Consider the following 16,722-nt stretch of genomic DNA (forward strand, 5'->3'; position numbering starts at 1 on the left):
TTTCAACCCGGAGACGCCCCGCACCCCCATGACCGCCCCGTCTGCCCTCCCCCCCGTTTCGCCCGCCGCGCAGGACGACCATGCGCTGCGCTTCGGCGGCATTCGCCGCCTTTACGGCAACCGCGCGTTCGAGCGCTTCCGCACCGCCCATGTGGTGGTGGTGGGCGTGGGCGGCGTCGGCAGTTGGACCGTGGAGGCGCTGGCCCGCTCCGGCATCGGCCGGCTCACGCTGATCGACCTCGACGATGTGTGTGTCTCCAACGTCAACCGCCAGCTGCACGCGCTGGACGGCCAGATTGGCCGCCCCAAGGTGGCAGTGCTGGCCGAGCGCTGCCGAGCCATCCAGCCCGGCATCGAGGTGGTGGCCGACGCCGCCTTCGTCACCCCGACCAACCTGGCCGAGCGCATCCCCGACGACGCCGACTACGTGGTCGACGCCATCGACAGCGTGGCGGCCAAGGCAGCGCTGATCGCCTGGTGCCGACGGCGCAAGCTGCCTATCGTGGTGGCTGGCGCCGCCGGCGGCCAGACCGATCCCACGCGCATCATGGTGGCCGACCTCACCCGTACCGAGCACGACCCGCTGCTGGCCAAGGTGCGCGCCCGGCTGCGCCGGGATTACGGCTTCTCGCGCAACCCCAAGCGGCGCTTCGCCGTGGAGTGCGTCTATTCCGATGAACAGCTGGTCTATCCAAGCGCGGACGGGGAAGTCTGCCTGCAGAAGCCGGCCGGCGGCGAATCGACCCGGCTCGATTGCGCCTCCGGCTTCGGCGCCGCCACCTTCGTCACTGGCAGCTTCGGCTTCGTCGCTGCCTCCCGGGTGCTGGCGCGCCTGGCACGCCAAGCTGAGAGCGTCGACGCACCTGGCAATGTCGCCCCTGACAACTTCGCCCCCTGACCTGGAGTCGTGCGTGATGTCTCACTCTCTTCCCGTTCCCGGCATCTACAGCCATTACAAGGGCAACCGCTACGAGGTGCTCGGCGTGGCCCACCACAGCGAGACCGAAGAGCCGCTGGTGGTCTACCGCGCGCTGTACGGCGATTACGGCCTGTGGGTGCGCCCGCTCGCCATGTTCACCGAGACCGTCGAAGTGCGCGGCGAGCCGGTGCCGCGCTTCGAGCTGGAAAAAGCGTTTTAGCTTCTCCCCTTGACGCTAGCCGTGATGCGACCACCCCCGTAATCTGCTTCTCCGGAATGGCACCCCCCCAAGCCCGATAGCGGGTGTCGAAGGCCGGGGCGGTGAGCGACCTGCCGGCCAGGTCGGCCGGCGACTCGATGCCGCAGTCCATGCGCACCAATACCGAGGCCGGCGTAACTGTCGTAGACAACGCAAATGAAAACGGCACCGACGAGAGCCGGTGCCGTGGGTCTTGGCAGTACGAGCGCCGGCTACGTTACTCGTCGCCGGCTTCCTGCATCTGCTTGAGCATGTAGTTCTCGATGCCGACCTTGTCGATCAGGCCGAGCTCGGTCTCGATGTGGTCGATGTGGTCTTCCTCGTCGGCCAGAATCTCGCGGAACAGGTCACGGGTGACGTAGTCCTTGACCTGCTCACAGTAGGAGATGGCTTCGATATAGTCGTTGCGGCCATCGTGCTCGATCTTGAGATCGCTCTCGAGCATCTCGCGCACGTTCTCGCCGATATGCAGCTTGCCGAGGTCCTGCAGGTTGGGCACGCCCTCGAGGAACAGGATGCGCTCGATCAGCTTGTCGGCATGCTTCATCTCGTCGATGGACTCGTCGTACTCCCACTTGGCCAGCGCCTTCAGACCCCAGTCCTTGTACATCTTGGCATGCAGAAAGTACTGATTGATCGCCACCAGCTCGTTGCCGAGGGATTTGTTGAGGTATTCGATGACCTTGGCGTCGCCTTTCATTGCTGTCTCCCATTCTTGGCTGTCTGGGTGTCTTGCCTGTTTGTGTGTCTGGCCTTCGGAGTTCCCAACACACCACGTCACGTCCAACTAGACATGTTAGACAGTATTAACGCAAGAATGCAAAAAATCCAACCGGGACAATCGGTTGGATTCTTCGAAAAAAGAACGGGAGTGATTGGCATCGCAGCGGCAGCGCACCTGCCGGAGCCGAGCGGCCGTGATGCTAGACGGCGTAAGCAAGGTCGTCGGTGGAAGCCATCAGCTCGCTCTTGATCGCCTCGCGGGCGATGGTCTTACCGACGCACGCGCATTTTCCGCATTGGGTACCGCAGCCAGTATCGCGCTGGACGTCACGCCAGCTGCGAGCGCCATCCGCCACGCTCTCGCGGATCTTGCGGTCTGACACGCCCTTGCAGAGACATACGTACATCGGCATCACCTCGCTGTGCTTACGAGGTTTAATGTAAATGATTCGCATAGCCTATCGCAAGAGAAAAGCGCTTATTTTTTGACCAGCGTCAGGGTTCGCCTCGCCGAAGTCAGCGCTTGGGCACCACCACCACCTGCGTTCCCGAGACGATATCGGGCCAGCTGCGCCGCTCGGCGTCGAGCAACACCCACAGGTAGCCCAGACCGAAGGCCGCCAGTGAAAGCCAGGCCACGAGATAGCGCACCAGGCTCTGCCCCAGCGTGATGGTGCGGCCGTCACGGGTCTGAACCCGCAGCCGCCAGGCCTGCATGCCCAGCGTCATGCCGCCACGCGTCCACGAATAGGCGAAGAACGCGAAGGCGCCCGCCAGCAGCAGCAGTTGCAGCGTGATGCGCTCCAGCACGCCGCTGCCCACCTCCTCCGCCGCCAGGCCAAGGATGAAGCGCAGGAACGCCACGTGGGCGATGCCGAGCAGGATCCAGATTGCGAGAACCAGGAAGGCGTCGTAGAGCATCGCGCCGAGCCGCCTTCCGAGTGGCGCCGGCCACACATCGTCGAGTTGGGTGAAACGTCGTTGCATCGAAACCTCGCTCAATTGCATCGCAGCGTGACGCGGCACAGGGCGCACGTCCTCATCCCGAGCGGCGCAGCAGGTAAAAGCCTACGGCCGCACACAGCACGATCGGCGACAGTACCGCCCACACCGGCGAGAAGCCGAACACGGTGGAGGCCGGCGCCAGCAGGTCCTGCAGGTACTTGAACGATAGCCCCACGATCACGCCGTAGAAGACCCGCGTCCCGGCCGCCACGGTGCGCAGCGGCCCGAACACGAACGACGCCGCCACCAGCACCAGCGAGGCCATGGTCAGCGGCATCAGCATCTTCTGCCAGAAGTAGAGCAGCGGCTGGGTGGCCTGCAGCCCCTGGCCCTGGAGGAAACGGGCATAGGCCCACAGCTCGCTGGGCGCCTGACTGTTGATCGGCAGCAGCAAGCGGTTGAGCTGGGCCGGGGTCAGGCTGGTCTCCCAGGGGTGCTGGGCACGGTGCTCCGCTTCGGTGCGGTCGTCGAAAAAGCGCGTGATGCCCACCTCTTCCAGCTGCCAGCTGCCGTCGCGCCACACGGCGCGCTCGGCTACCACGGCCTCGCGCAGCTCGCGCCCCTCGAAGCGGTAGCGGGTCAGGTCGAGCACGGTATCGTCGGCGCGGATGGCACCAAAGCGGTAGACGCTGTCGCCTTCGCGCTGCCAGCCGCCGCGCTGAGTCAGCACCGCGCCCTCGCCCTGCAGCTGTTCCAGGCGCCAGGCGCTGGCGAACTGCTCGGTGCGTGGGCTGACGTACTCCGAAGTCAACAGCACCACGGCCACCACCAGGATGATCGGCTTCATCACCCCCCACAGGATGCGGGCCAGCGAGCGGCCGGCGGCGCGCATCACCGTCAGCTCGTTGCTCGACGCCATGCTGCCCAGGCCGATCAGCGCGCCGATCAGCACTCCCACCGGGGCATACTGATAGAAGCGCCAAGGCAGGCGCATGAGCAGATAGAGCAGCACCTGGAAGGCGCCGTAGTTGCCTTCCACGTCATCCAGGTCGTTGATGTAGGAGATCACCAGATCGAGCCCCAGCAGCACCACTTGCACGACGATGATCGCCCCCAGCACGTTGCGGGCGATGTAGCGGTCGAGACGATCAGCCACCATCAACGCATCCCCCTGCGCTGGTTGTGCATCAACAGCCCAAGCCCAAGCGCCAGGAACACCAGGTGGATCGGCCACATGCCGATCGCCGCCGGCAGCGTGCCGCGCCCGATCGCGTCCAGCGCCGCCAGCAGCAGGCTGAGGTAGCAGATATGCAGGAAGATGGCGGGCAGCAGCTTGGCGAAACGCCCCTGGCGCGGATTGACCCGCGAGAGCGGCATCGCCATCAGGGTCAGGATGAACACCATCAGCGGCAGCGAGACCCGCCACTGCAGCTGGGCGCGGGCGCGGTCGGAGTCGTCGCGCAGCAGCTCCGCCGTGGTGGCGTACTCGGTGGACTCCAGCTCGCGCCGCTCGCCGCCGAGCGACAGGCGCACGGCGTAGGTGTCGAACTCCAGCCGCTCGGCCTCGAAGCGCCCCGGGTCGACGCTGTAGCGTTCGCCGTCGGCCAGCACCAGGAAGCGGCTGCCGGTGTCGGGGTCGACGGTCTGGTAGCCGCTGCCGGCGCGGGTCACGGCGGTTTCCGGCGAGCCGTCGCGGCGCCGCTGGCGCTCACTGATGAACACCTCCTGCATGCGGCTGCCGTCATCGCTGAACGACTCGGTGTAGGCGGTGCGACCGCCGCCGAAGTCCTGGAAACGCCCCGGCGCCAGGGCGGTGAAGTCGAGCCGGCTGCGCTGGTCCTCCAGCATCACCGCGTTGTGCAGCGCCCCGGCCGGGGTCAGCCACAGGCTGCACAGCCCCACCAGCAGCGCCACCAGGGTGGCCGGCACCAGGCTCACCTGGAACAGCCGGGCGGGGCTGATGCCGCAGGCCACCAGTACGGTGATCTCGCTGTTGAGATAGAGCTGCCCGTAGGCCAGCAAAATGCCGAGAAAGAAGGCCAGCGGCAGAATCAGTTCGAGAAAGCCCGGCAGGTGAAAGAGCATCAGGTTGCCGAGAATGGTGGCCGGGATGTCGCCCTCGGCGGCGTCGGTGAAGTAGCGAATGAACCGGCTGCCCATGATGACCAGCAGCAGCACGCCGGCGACGGCGGCCATGGTCAGCAGGATCTCGCGGGTCAGATATCGAAAGATGATCATGCGGCGTCTTCCATGCAATGGCGCCATGCCTTGAGTACACTGGGGTGATTCGGCAGTGGCCCGGAGCCGTGCCGGCATTATCCAGAATCCCCCATCGCTTGTCTTGTGGAGTCACCATGGAATTCCCAGTTCACACGGCCAACCCTGCCAAGGCCGAATCGGCCTGTCTCGTGGTCCCGGTCTTCAAGGGCGGCGACCTGCTGCCCGCCGCCGCCAAGCTCGACAATGCCAGCGAGGGGCTGATCGGCCAGCTGATTGCACGGGGCGACTTCGATGCCAAGCTCGGCAGTGTGCAGCTGATTCCCTTCGCCCCCGGCCTCGGCGCCGAGCGCCTGCTGCTGGTGGGCCTGGGCGAGCGCGACAAGTGTCAGGAGCGCGCCTTCATCAAGGCCCTGGACGCCGCCTTCACCGCCGTGGCCGGGCTTGCGGTGGAAGACGCCGCGGTGGCCTTTGTCGACGTGCCGGTGGCCGAGCGCGGCGTGGCGTGGAAGGCGCGCATGACCGCCGAGGCAGTACAGCGTGCGGTCTACCGCTTCGACGAGTTCAAGTCGGAAAAAGCGCCGCGCCCGCGGCTCGAGCGCGTCACCCTGCTGCTTGGCGAGGCCGATGCCGCCGACGAAACCCGCGAAGGCGCCCGCATCGGCAACGCCGTGGGCCAGGGCGTGGCCTATACCCGCACCCTGGGCAACCTGCCGGGCAACGTCTGCACACCGAGCTACCTGGCCGACCAGGCCGAGCAGCTCGGCCGTGAGTCGGGCGGCACCCTCGAGGTCGAGATCCTCGACGAAGCCGCGCTGGAGGAGCTCGGCGCCCACAGCCTGCTCTCGGTGGGCCGCGGCAGCGAGCAGCCCTCGCGGCTGATCGTGATGAAGTACCAGGGCGCCGAGAACGCCGACGAGGCCCCCCACGTACTGGTCGGCAAGGGCATCACCTTCGATACCGGCGGCATCTCGCTCAAGCCCGGCGAAGGCATGGACGAGATGAAGTTCGACATGTGCGGCGCGGCCAGCGTGTTCGGCACCGCCAAAGCTGTGCTCGGCATTCGCCCCAAGCTCAATTTGGTGTTCATCGTCGCCGCCGCCGAGAACATGCCCGACGGTCGCGCCACCAAGCCCGGCGACATCATCAAGACGCTCAAGGGCCTCACCGTGGAAGTGCTCAACACCGACGCCGAGGGGCGCCTGGTGCTGTGCGACGCCCTGACCTACGCCGAGCGCTTCGAGCCTGCCAGCGTGGTCGACATCGCCACCCTCACCGGCGCGGCGATCATCGCCCTGGGCCACCACGCCACCGGCCTGCTCTCCAATGACGACGATCTGGCGCTGGATCTGCTGGAAGCCGGCGAGGCGGCCTGGGATCGCGCCTGGCACCTGCCGCTGTGGGACGAGTACAAGGAGCAGCTCGACTCCAACTTCGCTGACATGGCCAATATCGGCGGCCGCCCGGCCGGCACCATCACCGCGGCCTGCTTCCTCTCGCGCTTCGCCGACAAGTTCCCCTGGGCGCACCTGGACATCGCCGGCACCGCCTGGACCTCGGGCAAGCAGAAGGGCGCCAGCGGCCGCCCGGTGGGGCTGCTGACCCAGTATCTGCTCGACCGCGAGGAAGAGTCGCGCCAGGTCGATGGCAACGCCTGACGCCGCCAAGGTTGCCAACACGGGCGCCAACCGTTACATCTGACGCCATGCACGCCTCGGGCCGCCGGCCCGAGGCGTCGAAGAACCCCAAGAAAACGCCGGAATCCCGGCATAGCGGAGACCCTTTTGCCGTGCCCAACGCCACCTTCAAGATGCTGCCCACGACCGTTCCCACGGCAGCCAACCTTCGCGACGACATCCTTGCCAACCCCGGCTTCGGCCGCTACTTCAGCGACCACATGGCCCACGTGCGCTGGACGGCCGAGGCCGGCTGGCACGGCCATGAAGTCCGCCCCTACGGCCCGCTGACCCTCGACCCGGCGGCCGCCGTCCTGCACTACGGCCAGGAGATCTTCGAAGGCATCAAGGCCTACCGCCACGCCGACGGCTCGATCTGGTCGTTCCGCCCGGAGAAGAACGCCGAGCGCTTCCGCCGCAGCGCCCGTCGCCTGGCGCTGCCCGAACTCAGCGACGAAGACTTCGTCGGCTCGCTCCAGGCCCTGCTCGCCCAGGACCACGCCTGGGTGCCGACACCCCGCGACGAGGCCGATGAATCCAGCCTCTACCTGCGCCCGTTCATGATCGCCAGCGAGAAGTTCCTCGGCGTGCGCCCCGCCCATGAGGTCGACTATTACGTCATCGCCTCCCCGGCCGGCGCCTACTTCAAGGGCGGTATCGCCCCAGTGTCGATCTGGCTCTCCTCGCACTACAAGCGCGCTGCCCCCGGCGGCACCGGCTTCGCCAAGTGCGGCGGCAACTACGCGGCCTCTTTGGCTGCCCAGAAGGAAGCCGAGAAGTACGGCTGCAGCCAGGTCGCCTTCCTCGACGCCACCGAGAACAAGTGGATTGAGGAGCTGGGCGGCATGAACCTGTTCTTCGTCTACAAGGACGGCCGCCTGGTCACCCCGCGCCTGACCGACACCATTCTCGAGGGCGTGACTCGCGACTCGGTGCTGACCCTCGGCCGCGACGAAGGCCTGACGCCGGAAGAGCGCGCCATCAGCATCGACGAGTGGCGCGACGGTGTGGCCTCAGGCGAGATCGCCGAGGTCTTCGCCTGCGGCACCGCGGCGGTGATCACTCCGGTGGGTCAGCTGGTCACCGAAGACGGCACCGTGCAGATGCCCGACGCCGGCAACGAGATCGCCAAGCGCCTGCGCGGCAAGCTGCTCGATCTGCAGTACGGTCGCGCCGAAGACAAGCACGGTTGGTTGACCAAGCTGATCTGACAAGGATTCCCTGCTGCGCTCGAGATCCTGGCCGCCGGCGGTGCTCACGATCCTCATTGAGCAACAGTCAACTCCGGTCGCTCCGCTCCGGCGGCGGCCAGCCTCTCATCGCTCGCGACGGGAATCCACGCTTCGTTAATGACATTTGAGTCTGCTACCTAGACGAGGGGCGTCGGGGACAGGGTGAAGAGGAGGTCTTTTGCCATGGATGGCAAAAGTAGCGCCCAGGGATGGGTTCACAGCGCCTCCTCGTAACCCTGTCGCCGGCAAAGCCCCTCTGCCACCGAGGTCAGAGAGCCTTCCATGACCCAGGTCGACTTCTACATTCTCCCCGACACCACGCTGGAAGCGCGGCTCGACTTCGCCTGTCGACTGGCCGAGACCATCGCCGGCAAGGGCTACCGGCTGCACCTGCACGCCGAGGACGAGGCCATGGCCAGTGATCTCGACGAGCGGCTGTGGACCTTCCGCCCCGAGGCCTACCTGCCCCACGCCCTGCTCGGCAGCGAGATGGCCGAGAGCGTGGCGGTGACCATCGGCTGGGAACAGCCGCCCGAGCCCAGCGCCGAAGCGCCCATGGCGCTGCTCAACCTCGACCCGGGCATCCCTGAGTGGTTCTCGCGCTTCGAGCGGGTCGCCGAGATCATCAACCAGCATCAGCAGGTGCTCGTCGCCAAGCGCGAGTGCTGGCAGACCTACAAGCAGCGCGGTTATCCCGTCAAGGCACATCAGCTCAAGGGGTGAGTCCTGCCCCCGGCGCCCCTCTGAAGTGTTAACACACCTGGCTGACGCCCACTCCCCCATCGCGCTATAATCGAGCCCATTTTTCGCACGCTTTCGACGACTTCCCGCCGCCCGGCCCACGACCCGGCGGCGATCATTTCTGGACCCGGAACGCCCCATGGACAAGACCTACCAACCCGAGCAGATCGAATCCCGCTGGTACGAGCGCTGGGAGGCCGACGGCCGCTTCGCCCCCTCGGGCGAGGGCGAACCCTACTCGATCATGATCCCGCCGCCCAACGTCACCGGCAGCCTGCACATGGGCCACGCGTTCCAGGACACCATTATGGACACGCTGATCCGCTGGCGGCGCATGCAGGGCCACAACACCCTGTGGCAGGTGGGCACCGACCACGCCGGCATCGCCACCCAGATGCTGGTCGAGCGCAAGGTCGCCGCGGAAGAGGGCAAGAGCCGCCACGACCTGGGCCGCGAGGCGTTCATCGACAGGGTGTGGGAGTGGAAGCACGAATCCGGCGGCCACATCACCCGCCAGCTGCGCCGCATGGGCGCCAGCGTCGACTGGTCGCGCGAACGCTTCACCATGGACGACGGCTTCTACAAGGCGGTGCAGGAAGTCTTCGTGCGGCTCTATGAAGAGAACCTGATCTATCGCGGCAAGCGCCTGGTCAACTGGGACCCCACCCTGCACACCGCCATCTCCGACCTCGAGGTCGAGAACCGCGAGCAGCAGGGCCAGTTCTGGCACTTCCGCTATCCGCTGGCCGACGGCGTGAAGACCGACGCCGGCCTCGACTACCTGGTGGTCGCCACCACCCGCCCCGAGACGATGCTCGGCGATACCGGCGTGGCGGTGAATCCCGAGGACCCACGCTACGCCTCGCTGATCGGCAAGTTCGTCGAGCTGCCCTTGGTCGGCCGGCGCATCCCCATCGTCGCCGACGAGCACGCCGACATGGAGAAGGGCTCCGGCTGCGTGAAGATCACCCCGGCTCATGACTTCAACGACTACGAGGTGGGTCGTCGCCACGGCCTACCGCTGATCAACGTCTTCACCCAGGACGCAGCGATCCTGCCCCAGGCCGAGGCCTTCGACATCCAGGGCCGCCCGCTGCCCGAGATCGACCCGAGCCTGCCCCAGGCCTACGCCGGCCTCGACCGCTTCGAGGCGCGCAAGCAGATCGTCGCCGACATGGAGGCCGCCGGGCTGCTCGAGCAGATCGAGACGGTCAACAATACCCTGCCCTTTGGTGACCGCTCCGGCGACGTCATCGAGCCGCTGCTCACGGACCAGTGGTTCGTCGCCGTGGAGAGCCTGGCCAAGCCCGCCATCGCCGCGGTGGAGAACGGCGACATCCAGTTCGTGCCCAAGAACTACGAGAACATGTACTTCTCGTGGATGCGCGACCTGCAGGACTGGTGCATCTCGCGCCAGCTGTGGTGGGGCCACCGCATTCCCGCCTGGTACGACGAAGCCGGCAACGTTTATGTCGCCCGCAGCGAGGCCGAGGCGCGCAAGAAGCACGGCCTTGGCGCCGACGTCGCCCTGACCCAGGACGAGGACGTTCTCGACACCTGGTTCAGCTCGGGCCTGTGGACCTTCGGCACCCTGGGCTGGCCGGAGCAGACCCCGGAGCTGGCGACCTTCCACCCCTCCAGCGTGCTGGTCACCGGCTTCGACATCATCTTCTTCTGGGTCGCGCGGATGATCATGCTGACCCTCAAGTTCATGGACGAGGTGCCGTTCAAGACCGTCTACGTGCACGGCCTGGTACGCGACGGCCAGGGCCAGAAGATGTCCAAGTCGAAGGGCAACGTGCTCGACCCCATCGACCTGATCGACGGCATTACCCTGGACGCGCTGCTGGAGAAGCGCACCGGCAACATGATGCAGCCGCAGAAGGCCAAGGCCATCGCCAAGGCCACCCGCGACGAGTTCCCCGAGGGCATCGAGCCCCACGGCACCGACGCGCTGCGCTTCACCTTCCTCTCCCAGGCCACCACCGGGCGCGACATCAAGTTCGACATGGGCCGCCTCGACGGCTACCGCAACTTCTGCAACAAGCTGTGGAACGCCTCGCGCTACGTGCTGATGAACGCCGAGGACCAGGACTGCGGTTCAGCCGGCGGCGAGGTCGAGCTGTCGCTGGCCGACCGCTGGATCGTCTCGCGGCTGCAGCAGACCGAAGCCCAGGTGACCAGGGCGATGGAGGAGTTCCGCTTCGACCACGCCTCCCAGGCGCTCTACGAGTTCGTCTGGAACGAGTACTGCGACTGGTACCTGGAGCTCTCCAAGCCGGTGCTGTGGGACGACGGCGCCAGCGAGGCGGCCAAGCGCGGCACCCGCCGCACCCTGGTGCGGGTGCTGGAGGCGATCCTGCGCCTGGCCCACCCGATGATGCCGTTCATTTCCGAGGAGATCTGGCAGCGCGTGGCCCCGCTGGCCGGCATTCAGGGCAACTCGATCATGGCGCTGCCTTGGCCGCAGCCGGAAGACGACAAGCTCGATGAGCAGGCCACCCGCGACATCGAGTGGCTCAAGGGCGTGATCGTCGCGGTGCGCAACATTCGCGCCGAGATGAACATCGCTCCGGGCAAGCCGCTCGAGGTGCTGCTGACCAAGGGCTCGGCAGCCGATCGCGAGCGCCTGGAGGCCAACCGCCTGTTCCTCGCCAAGCTGGCCAAGCTGGAAAGCGCCACCTGGCTCGACGACCCCAGCCAGGCCCCGCTGTGTGCCACGCAGCTGGTCGGCGACATGGAGGTGCTGGTGCCCATGGCCGACCTGATCGACAAGGACGCCGAGCTCGCCCGCCTGGCCAAGGAGATCGACAAGCAGGACAAGCTGATCGGCGGCATCGAGAACAAGCTCGGCAACGAGAGCTTCGTGGCCAAGGCGCCGGAGGCGGTGGTCGAGAAGGAGCGCGGCAAGCTCAAGGAGTACCAGGCGGCTCGCGCCGTACTGCTCGAACAGCGCGACAAGATCGCCGCGCTGTGACAGCGGCCCGCAACCGCCGCGTGGTGACTTTTCAGCGGCCCGCAACCGCCGCGCGGTGACTTTTCAGCGGCCCGCAACCGCCGCGTGGTGACTTTCAGCGGCCCGCAACCGCCGCAGGGTTAGCCCCCTTCCGGTCGGCCGCATACCGCGGCCGACCGGAAGCCAGGGAACGCGACCTAAGTGGCCCTTGGCAAGGCAGGCAGCGGCTATGTGCCGCTGCGGGCCACTGGCTTGATGCGCATTAGGGAACACTGTTCTGATATGCGCGTTTCGCCTAGAATGGTGGCACTCACTCATCACCTCGTGTCGTCCCGATGCCTCAGACCGATTCCACCTTAGCGCTTGGCCGCATCCTGCTGTTCAACCTTCTTGGAGCCTTTCTGGTCCTGTCGTGGCTCTCCCCGGGGCTGTTGTTCTGGACCGAACTGGACGACGCGGTCTTCTTCACCACCAACGCCTGGCTGACCGAAGAGAACGAAGCCTGGGTGCTGTTCGTGGCTGCCACCAACAATCGACTGTTCGATGTCTTCAGCCTGTTCGTGCTGCTGGCAATCTACCTCTGGGCCATCAGCCGCGATTCCAACACCCGGCATCGCCTGCTGCGCTGGGGCGGCATCGGTCTAACCATGCTGCTGTCGGCGGTCTTTATCGCCCAGGGCGTGCGCATGGCAGTGCCCTACACCCACCCGAGCCCCACCCTGGTGTATGAGAATGCCAACCTGGTGACCCAGATGGTCGACTTTGCCACCAAGGACAGCTCCGGCAGCAGTTTCCCCGGCGACCACGGCGTCAACCTGATTCTCTTCACCGCCTTCATGTGGCGCTTCGCGGGCTTCCGGGTCATGCTGGTCAGCACCCTGTTTGCCGTACTGCTCAGCGCACCGCGCATCCTCAGCGGCGCCCACTGGTTCAGCGACGTCTACTTTGCCGCCCTGGCCATCAACTTGATTGTCACACCCTGGATTTTGCTCACCCCGGTGGGGCCCGGCCTGGCAAGGCTGATCACGTCGGGCTTGATCAAGGTGCGCAACGCCCTGCCGGGGCGCTGAAACGCGGCATGCAAGCAGCAAAAAAGCGCGGAGACGATCCGCGCTTTTTTTTGGTTTTTCTGCTGGGTTTTGCTCAATTGGCCTTGCGCCAGCCTCCCAACACGCGCTGATCCGGACCGAAGAACACCAAACGGTCGTGGTCGATCAGAAAGCGATAGGCATTTTCCATCATCCCGGTGACGCGCCGGGCATCATCGAGCTGCGGGCAGGCCATGCGGGTGGTACTCAGCTGGCTGAACTGGATGCGGTTGCCCTCATCGAGCTGCACCCGGCCATTGAGCGTGTTGCAGCCGTCGCTGCCCGTCACCCGTCCATCGGGCGAGACGATGAAGTGCGGCGTACTGGGCATGGCAAGGCGCTCGTCGGTGCCGACCAGCAACAGGTTCCAGCGCTGCCCCACCACGGGATGGTCGGATGCCACCGCCGGGCCATCGCGGCGGGTCGTATCGGCAGGCTGGCTGCCGCAGGCGGCCAGGGTCGCTGCCGCCAGCACCAGCAGCAGCGCCCGGCCAAGGCGTGTCTTGGTCGTTGTCACTCAGGATTCCTTCTCGTTCTACCAGGTGCCGGTATTTTCCATGGAGGCCCAGGGCTCCCTGGGCGCTAGCGGGTCGCCCTTTTGCAGCAGCTCCACCGAGATGCCGTCGGGGCTGCGCACGAAGGCCATGTGGCCGTCACGCGGTGGGCGAAGGATGGCCACCCCACCCGCCTGCAGCCGATCGCACAGCGCATAGATATCGTCGACGCGGTAGGCCAGGTGGCCGAAGTTGCGTCCGCCGCCGTAGTGTTCCGGATCCCAGTTGTAGGTCAGCTCGAGCTCGGGAGCCTTGAGCCGCTCCGAGCGCGCCGCATCCTCGGGCGCCGCCAGGAACACCAGGGTGAAGCGGCCCTTCTCGTTCTCCTTGCGCCGCACTTCACGCAGGCCCAGCAGGTCGCAGTAGAAGTGAAGGGACGCCTCCAGGTCGCTGACGCGCACCATGGTGTGCAGGTATTGCATGGCCACCTCGTTCCGTTTCGTCGGGGGAATCAGTCGAAAGTGTACTCGCTGAAAATCTGCGGAGTACGATCCGCGTGCTGCCAGGTCAGCACCGAATAGTCATCATAGCGCCCCGTTTCCATGCCCGGCGAGCCATGCGGCATGCCCGGCACGGTGAGGCCCACCACATCGGGGCGCTCCTGCAGCAGGCGATGGATATCGGCGGCCGGCACATGGCCCTCGATCACGTAGCCGTCGACCAGCGCGGTGTGGCAAGAGGCGAGCTCCGGCGTCACGCCGTGCTCCTGCTTGATCGCTCGCATGTCGCGGGTCTTGTGCTGGCGCACCTCGAAACCCGAGTCCCTGAGGTGATCGGCCCAGTCGGTGCAGCAGCCGCAGTTGGGATCCTGGTACATCTCCACCACCAGCCCGGCCTGGGAGCTGGCACCGGGTGTAAAGGCGAGATAGAGGGCCAAGGCACCGCCGCCCAGCAGGGAGAGGACGGTCACCTTTTTCGTCTTGCGATTCATGGGTAGGCTTTTCATGCTGGGTGGCTCCTGAAGCGTTGACGCCGGATAATGGAATCGTGACAAGCCCCCGAGGGCTTGCCAATACCCACGAAGGGAAAGAGAGCGGAAATGTCGCACTATTGTGATCTGGCACCCGGCCACCCCTTTCACGGCCCCTACCACGACACGGAATACGGCTTCCCTGTCTCCCACGACCCGGCGCTGTTCGAGCGCCTGGCGCTGGAGATCAACCAGGCCGGCCTGTCCTGGCTGACCGTGCTGAAGAAGCGCGACGCTTTCTCTCGGGCCTTTGACCACTTCGACGTCGATCGAGTTGCCGACTACGGCGACGCCGAGCGCGAGCGGCTGCTGCAGAACAGCGCCATCATTCGCAACCGACGCAAGATCGAGGCCGTGATCCACAACGCCGGCGTGATACGCGAGCTACGCGAGCGCCACGGCAGCTTCGCCGCCTGGCTCGATCACCACCACCCGCTGACGAAAGAGGCGTGGGTCAAGCTGTTCCGCCGTACCTTTCGCTTCACCGGCCCGGAAATCGTCGGTGAATTCCTCATGAGCTCAGGCTACCTGCCGGGGGCTCATCGCGAGGATTGCCCCGTGCAGGCGCGAATCCTTGCCGCCGGTCCCGCCTGGTGCCGGGCCTGAAACACAAGTCGCCTTACGCAGGAACAGGAGGAGGTCTTTGGAATGGATACCTTGACACAGGCCGCGCTGGGCGCCGCCGTCGGGGGCGCCGTGCTGGGGCGGCGGCTGGGCCGCAAGGCGGTAGTGATCGGCGCGGCGCTGGGCACCCTGCCCGACCTCGACGTCTTCCTCGACTACGGCGACGCCGTGCTCAACGTCACCGAGCACAGGGGGTTCACGCACTCACTCTTCGTCCTCACCGGGCTCGGCACGCTGCTGGCACTGCTGGCGTGGCGCTTCGCCCCGGCGCGGGACATCACGCTCAGGCGCTGGTGGGCGTTCTTCGTGCTCGCCTTGGTCACCCACCCGCTGCTCGACGTGCTGACCACCTACGGCACCCAGATCTGGTGGCCGCTGGACGTGCGCCCCAGCGCCTGGCCGGTGGTCTTTATCATCGACCCGCTCTATACCCTGCCGCTACTGGTGGGCATCGGTATCGCACTGATCACCGGCAACGGTTTCCGCGCGCCGGCCTGGGGGCTGGCGCTCTCCTGTGCCTACCTGCTGTTTGCCATGGTCGCCAAGGGCGTGATCGAGCACCGACTGACGCCGGTACTGGCGGAGCGCGGGCTCGAGGATGCGCCCCGGCTGGTACAGCCTACCCCGTTCAATACCCTGCTGTGGCGAGTCACCATCATCGACGGCGACGACCACCATGAGACCCTGATCGGCCTGCTCGACGGCGATACGCCGCCGGTCGTGGAAACGTTTCGCCGCGGCGCCGAGCTCGAGCCCGCCGCCCTGGAACTGGAGAAAGGCGAGCGGCTCCACTGGTTCGCCGGGCCTTACCTGCGCTATGAAGTCCGCCAACGCGACGGCCGGGAAACCCTGGTCGCCACCGATGTGCGACTGGGGTTCCCCGGCTTCTATGCCTTCAGCTATGCGCTGGCGACCCGCGAGGGTGAGACGTGGCAGGCGCTGGCGCCCACCGAGATGATCACGCCCGATGCACGCGCCGACCTGGACGCCCTGGGCCAGCTGGCGGCCCGCATCCTGACCCCCGAGGCCAGGCTATGCACCAGCGACTTCGTCACCGACCGCTGGGTGGCAGAGGTGCCCGAGGCGTGCTGAGCCCTACAGCCCGGCCACCAGGCCATCAATGGCCTGGCGGGCCTCCTTGAGCGCGGCATCGCGCCGACCCTCGCCCATGGCAAGCCCTTCGGCATAGACCACCGACACGTCGCTGATGCCGATCATGCCCAGCATCGCCTTCAGGTGCGGGGTCTGGGTGTCGAGCGCGGTGCCGGCGTACTGGCCGCCGCGAGCGGCCAGGATCACGGCGCGCTTGCCCTGCACCAGCCCCTCGGGCCCCTGCTCGGTGTAGCGGAAGGTGACACCGGCACGCATCACGCGGTCGAACCAGGCCTTGAGCTGGCTCGGAATGCCGAAGTTGTACATCGGCACCGCCAGCACCAGCACGTCGTGGGCCTGCAGCTCATCGATCAGCGCATCGGAGCGCTGTACCAGCACCTGCTGTTCGGCGGAGCGTTCTGCGGCGGCGACCTGCCAGCTGGAGAGCTCCTCGAGCCCCAGGTGGGGCAGCGATTCGGCGGCCAGGTCGCGCTGGGTGACGGCGAGGTCGTCGCGCTCCGCCGCGCGCTGGCGGAAATGGCTGGCCAGGACGTTGGATTGGCCGTGCTCGCCGAGAATGGAAGAGGTAAGGAGCAGAATGCGGTTTGCCATGACGGTCTCCCTCGATGGGTAAGGTGATGAACGCCATGTTACGTTTATTTTTTACAACGAAAAGCGCATAGTTTTGCGTTTTTCTTTCTAAAAAAACGAAAATAAAGGCCGCAA

At 66.2% G+C, this 16,722-nt stretch carries 18 protein-coding genes; 9 read left to right on the forward strand and 9 right to left on the reverse strand.

What is annotated here, in order from left to right; all coding sequences use genetic code 11:
• Positions 1-28: 28 nt before the first annotated feature.
• Both tcdA and ACT7B3_RS14975 read left to right on the forward strand, forming a co-directional pair.
• Complete coding sequence (tcdA, locus tag ACT7B3_RS14970; RefSeq protein WP_445158500.1) at positions 29-898, forward strand: tRNA cyclic N6-threonylcarbamoyladenosine(37) synthase TcdA; 870 nt, start codon at positions 29-31, stop codon at positions 896-898.
• A gap of 16 nt (positions 899-914) precedes the next feature.
• On the forward strand, positions 915-1,139 hold the full coding sequence (locus tag ACT7B3_RS14975; RefSeq protein ID WP_444676756.1) for a DUF1653 domain-containing protein: 225 nt from the start codon (positions 915-917) through the stop codon (positions 1,137-1,139).
• Between the two features lie 256 nt (positions 1,140-1,395).
• On the opposite strand, the gene bfr is transcribed toward ACT7B3_RS14975, so the two are convergent.
• From bfr to lptF, 5 genes are all read right to left on the reverse strand, one after another.
• Positions 1,396-1,878, reverse strand: a complete 483-nt coding sequence (gene bfr / locus ACT7B3_RS14980) for a bacterioferritin (RefSeq protein WP_444676755.1) — start codon at positions 1,876-1,878, stop codon at positions 1,396-1,398.
• 223 nt (positions 1,879-2,101) lie between these two features.
• Positions 2,102-2,308, reverse strand: a complete 207-nt coding sequence (locus tag ACT7B3_RS14985; protein WP_444676754.1) for a (2Fe-2S)-binding protein — start codon at positions 2,306-2,308, stop codon at positions 2,102-2,104.
• A 109-nt stretch (positions 2,309-2,417) separates the two neighbouring features.
• The gene (locus ACT7B3_RS14990; RefSeq protein ID WP_444676753.1) at positions 2,418-2,888 is read right to left on the reverse strand and encodes an RDD family protein; all 471 of its coding nucleotides are present in this window, start codon (positions 2,886-2,888) and stop codon (positions 2,418-2,420) included.
• Positions 2,889-2,940: 52 nt separating this feature from the next.
• Complete coding sequence (gene lptG, locus ACT7B3_RS14995) at positions 2,941-4,005, reverse strand: LPS export ABC transporter permease LptG (RefSeq protein ID WP_444676752.1); 1,065 nt, start codon at positions 4,003-4,005, stop codon at positions 2,941-2,943.
• Positions 4,005-5,084, reverse strand: a complete 1,080-nt coding sequence (gene lptF / locus ACT7B3_RS15000) for an LPS export ABC transporter permease LptF (protein WP_445158501.1) — start codon at positions 5,082-5,084, stop codon at positions 4,005-4,007. The genes lptG and lptF overlap by 1 nt, the downstream gene beginning before the upstream one ends.
• A 116-nt stretch (positions 5,085-5,200) precedes the next feature.
• Here lptF and ACT7B3_RS15005 point away from each other — a divergent pair, with 116 nt between their 5' ends.
• The 5 genes from ACT7B3_RS15005 (at position 5,201) to ACT7B3_RS15025 (ending at position 12,738) form a co-directional block, all read left to right on the forward strand.
• Positions 5,201-6,721: a leucyl aminopeptidase gene (locus ACT7B3_RS15005; protein ID WP_445158502.1), complete on the forward strand. Its 1,521-nt coding sequence runs from the start codon at positions 5,201-5,203 to the stop codon at positions 6,719-6,721.
• A gap of 152 nt (positions 6,722-6,873) precedes the next feature.
• A complete protein-coding gene (locus tag ACT7B3_RS15010; protein ID WP_444679263.1) occupies positions 6,874-7,950 on the forward strand; it encodes a branched-chain amino acid aminotransferase in 1,077 nt (358 codons plus the stop codon).
• 303 nt (positions 7,951-8,253) lie between these two features.
• Entirely contained in the window at positions 8,254-8,694 is a 441-nt protein-coding gene (locus ACT7B3_RS15015; RefSeq protein WP_086508068.1) for a DNA polymerase III subunit chi, read from the forward strand.
• A gap of 157 nt (positions 8,695-8,851) precedes the next feature.
• Positions 8,852-11,689, forward strand: a complete 2,838-nt coding sequence (locus ACT7B3_RS15020; RefSeq protein ID WP_445158503.1) for a valine--tRNA ligase — start codon at positions 8,852-8,854, stop codon at positions 11,687-11,689.
• A gap of 314 nt (positions 11,690-12,003) precedes the next feature.
• Positions 12,004-12,738, forward strand: coding sequence for a phosphatase PAP2 family protein (locus ACT7B3_RS15025; RefSeq protein WP_444676750.1), 735 nt, complete (start codon positions 12,004-12,006; stop codon positions 12,736-12,738).
• 73 nt (positions 12,739-12,811) lie between these two features.
• On the opposite strand, the gene ACT7B3_RS15030 is transcribed toward ACT7B3_RS15025, so the two are convergent.
• Genes ACT7B3_RS15030 through ACT7B3_RS15040 form a run of 3 tightly spaced genes read right to left on the reverse strand, consistent with a single transcriptional unit; the run spans position 12,812 to position 14,256 of the window.
• A complete protein-coding gene (locus ACT7B3_RS15030; RefSeq protein ID WP_445158504.1) occupies positions 12,812-13,273 on the reverse strand; it encodes an META domain-containing protein in 462 nt (153 codons plus the stop codon).
• 18 nt (positions 13,274-13,291) lie between these two features.
• The gene (locus ACT7B3_RS15035; protein WP_445158505.1) at positions 13,292-13,732 is read right to left on the reverse strand and encodes a VOC family protein; all 441 of its coding nucleotides are present in this window, start codon (positions 13,730-13,732) and stop codon (positions 13,292-13,294) included.
• Positions 13,733-13,761: 29 nt separating this feature from the next.
• Positions 13,762-14,256: a DUF411 domain-containing protein gene (locus tag ACT7B3_RS15040; protein ID WP_444676749.1), complete on the reverse strand. Its 495-nt coding sequence runs from the start codon at positions 14,254-14,256 to the stop codon at positions 13,762-13,764.
• A 93-nt stretch (positions 14,257-14,349) separates the two neighbouring features.
• On the opposite strand from ACT7B3_RS15040, the gene ACT7B3_RS15045 reads away from it, so the two are divergent.
• Both ACT7B3_RS15045 and ACT7B3_RS15050 read left to right on the forward strand, forming a co-directional pair.
• Positions 14,350-14,886: a DNA-3-methyladenine glycosylase I gene (locus ACT7B3_RS15045; RefSeq protein WP_444676748.1), complete on the forward strand. Its 537-nt coding sequence runs from the start codon at positions 14,350-14,352 to the stop codon at positions 14,884-14,886.
• Between the two features lie 42 nt (positions 14,887-14,928).
• On the forward strand, positions 14,929-15,996 hold the full coding sequence (locus ACT7B3_RS15050) for a metal-dependent hydrolase (protein WP_445158506.1): 1,068 nt from the start codon (positions 14,929-14,931) through the stop codon (positions 15,994-15,996).
• A gap of 3 nt (positions 15,997-15,999) precedes the next feature.
• On the opposite strand, the gene ACT7B3_RS15055 is transcribed toward ACT7B3_RS15050, so the two are convergent.
• Entirely contained in the window at positions 16,000-16,608 is a 609-nt protein-coding gene (locus ACT7B3_RS15055; RefSeq protein ID WP_445158507.1) for an FMN-dependent NADH-azoreductase, read from the reverse strand.
• Between the last annotated feature and the right edge of the window lie 114 nt (positions 16,609-16,722).

This window comes from Halomonas sp. E14, assembly GCF_052568415.1.

What these genes read in the sequence shown, in the direction of transcription:
- tcdA (WP_445158500.1), top strand. Translation starts at nt 29, where the DNA reads ATGACCGCCCCGTCTGCCCTCCCCCCCGTTTCGCCCGCCGCGCAGGAC.
- ACT7B3_RS14975 (WP_444676756.1), top strand. Translation starts at nt 915, where the DNA reads ATGTCTCACTCTCTTCCCGTTCCCGGCATCTACAGCCATTACAAGGGC.
- bfr (WP_444676755.1), bottom strand. Translation starts at nt 1,878, where the DNA reads ATGAAAGGCGACGCCAAGGTCATCGAATACCTCAACAAATCCCTCGGC.
- ACT7B3_RS14985 (WP_444676754.1), bottom strand. Translation starts at nt 2,308, where the DNA reads ATGTACGTATGTCTCTGCAAGGGCGTGTCAGACCGCAAGATCCGCGAG.
- ACT7B3_RS14990 (WP_444676753.1), bottom strand. Translation starts at nt 2,888, where the DNA reads ATGCAACGACGTTTCACCCAACTCGACGATGTGTGGCCGGCGCCACTC.
- lptG (WP_444676752.1), bottom strand. Translation starts at nt 4,005, where the DNA reads ATGGTGGCTGATCGTCTCGACCGCTACATCGCCCGCAACGTGCTGGGG.
- lptF (WP_445158501.1), bottom strand. Translation starts at nt 5,084, where the DNA reads ATGATCATCTTTCGATATCTGACCCGCGAGATCCTGCTGACCATGGCC.
- ACT7B3_RS15005 (WP_445158502.1), top strand. Translation starts at nt 5,201, where the DNA reads ATGGAATTCCCAGTTCACACGGCCAACCCTGCCAAGGCCGAATCGGCC.
- ACT7B3_RS15010 (WP_444679263.1), top strand. Translation starts at nt 6,874, where the DNA reads ATGCTGCCCACGACCGTTCCCACGGCAGCCAACCTTCGCGACGACATC.
- ACT7B3_RS15015 (WP_086508068.1), top strand. Translation starts at nt 8,254, where the DNA reads ATGACCCAGGTCGACTTCTACATTCTCCCCGACACCACGCTGGAAGCG.
- ACT7B3_RS15020 (WP_445158503.1), top strand. Translation starts at nt 8,852, where the DNA reads ATGGACAAGACCTACCAACCCGAGCAGATCGAATCCCGCTGGTACGAG.
- ACT7B3_RS15025 (WP_444676750.1), top strand. Translation starts at nt 12,004, where the DNA reads ATGCCTCAGACCGATTCCACCTTAGCGCTTGGCCGCATCCTGCTGTTC.
- ACT7B3_RS15035 (WP_445158505.1), bottom strand. Translation starts at nt 13,732, where the DNA reads ATGCAATACCTGCACACCATGGTGCGCGTCAGCGACCTGGAGGCGTCC.
- ACT7B3_RS15040 (WP_444676749.1), bottom strand. Translation starts at nt 14,256, where the DNA reads ATGAAAAGCCTACCCATGAATCGCAAGACGAAAAAGGTGACCGTCCTC.
- ACT7B3_RS15045 (WP_444676748.1), top strand. Translation starts at nt 14,350, where the DNA reads ATGTCGCACTATTGTGATCTGGCACCCGGCCACCCCTTTCACGGCCCC.
- ACT7B3_RS15050 (WP_445158506.1), top strand. Translation starts at nt 14,929, where the DNA reads ATGGATACCTTGACACAGGCCGCGCTGGGCGCCGCCGTCGGGGGCGCC.
- ACT7B3_RS15055 (WP_445158507.1), bottom strand. Translation starts at nt 16,608, where the DNA reads ATGGCAAACCGCATTCTGCTCCTTACCTCTTCCATTCTCGGCGAGCAC.